This is a genomic window from Corallococcus sp. CA053C, assembly GCF_003611675.1.
GTDB lineage: Bacteria > Myxococcota > Myxococcia > Myxococcales > Myxococcaceae > Corallococcus.
The window spans coordinates 1-1,451 of sequence record NZ_RAWA01000770.1 but is presented as its reverse complement, the minus strand read 5'-3'; the positions used below and the strand labels follow the sequence as shown (position 1 = coordinate 1,451).

At 70.4% G+C, this 1,451-nt stretch carries 1 protein-coding gene; it reads right to left on the bottom strand.

The features are described 5' to 3' along the window. Positions 1-839: serine/threonine-protein kinase (locus D7V97_RS43000; protein WP_233583615.1), on the bottom strand; the 839-nt coding region annotated here is incomplete at its 3' end. Between the last annotated feature and the right edge of the window lie 612 nt (positions 840-1,451).

Below are 1,451 nucleotides of genomic sequence, written 5' to 3'. Positions count from 1 at the left end.
TCCAAGGGCGATTCGTCGTTCAAGATCCGCTGAGCGCACGCGGCACCAGGAGTCCCATCCATGGTCATCGACCTCATCCTCCTGGGCCTGGTGCTCTTCTTCGGCATCCTCGGCGCCCTCTCCGGCGTGCCGACGACCATGTCGGTGCGCGTCTGCGCGGTGCGGCCGGTGGGGCCTTCGCCGCGCTTGGCGAGTCCGAAGTCGAGCAGCTTCACGTAGCGCGAGCCGTCCGGCTGGCGCACGAGGAAGATGTTGCTGGGCTTCAGGTCGCGGTGCACCACGCCCGCGCCGTGCGCGGCGCCGAGGGCCGCGAGCACTTCTTCGAGCAGGGCCAGCGCCTCGATGACGGGCAGGCGGCCCTTCTCGGAGAGGATGGCGTCGAGCGGCTGGCCATCCAGGTACTCCATGACGATGTACTGGCGACCGTCGGGGAGCTGGCCGAAGCCGAAGATGTCGATGATGCCGCGGTGGCGGATGGCGTTGACGGCGCGGGCTTCCGCGAGGAGGCGGGCCACCTGTTCGGAGGAGTGCGCCAGCTCCGGGCGCAGCACCTTCACGGCGACGCGCTTGCCGATGAGGGGCTGGATGCCGTCGTAGACGAGCCCCATGCCGCCCACACCGATGCGGGAGCGCAGCTCGTACTCGCCCAGCTTCAGGCCGATGAGGGGGTCGGTGATGGCGGTGGACTCGGTGCCCGCTTGCGGGTGCTCCACGATGACCTTCGGTTCCGGTGGAGGCGGTTGGAACGACGACAGCACGACGGTGCCGTCACGAGGGCACACCGCCGTGTCGGACGGAACGGTGAGGCCGCAGGTTTCGCAGATCAGCTCGGAAGACATCTCCACCGCGAGGGAGCGTAACAGGTGAAATCCCGGGAAGCGAAGCCGTGGCCGGGAGCACGGAGGGCGAGCGAACAGGCTCTTGCCCCCGGGTCCCGCCCCGACGCCGGCTGCCTGACAGCAGCGGGCGGGGACGGTGGGTCAGGGGCAGCCGACGGAGAGTTCGGCGATGCCCTGGGTCCCATCAATACCGCCGTTGCTGATACCGCCAGGCCCGCCACTGCCAGCCACCCGCGTTACCGGATCCGTGAAGGTGATGGCCCCACTGGAGCACCAACTGACGACGGACGGCCCGCCGCGTCCTCCGCCTCCAGCGCCGCCGATACCGCCGCTCCCGCCTTTGCCACCGTTGCCGCCCGCGCCTCCGGTCGTGCGCGCCTTTCGAGTTTCGCCCCCAGCGGGCTCCCCTTGGAGGGGAGCCGTCGTCTTACCGCCCGGACCGGGTTCACCGCCGCCGCCTCCTGGGCCACCAGCTCCGCCGCGTCCTCCGGGTCCGCCGTTGCCCGCGCGCAAGGTCGTGGCGGGGTTGACGAGCACTTGGGCCTGGGACACGAGCAGGGCGATGGAGGCCCCTCCGTTCTCACCGCCACGACCCTCAAGTCCGCCACACCC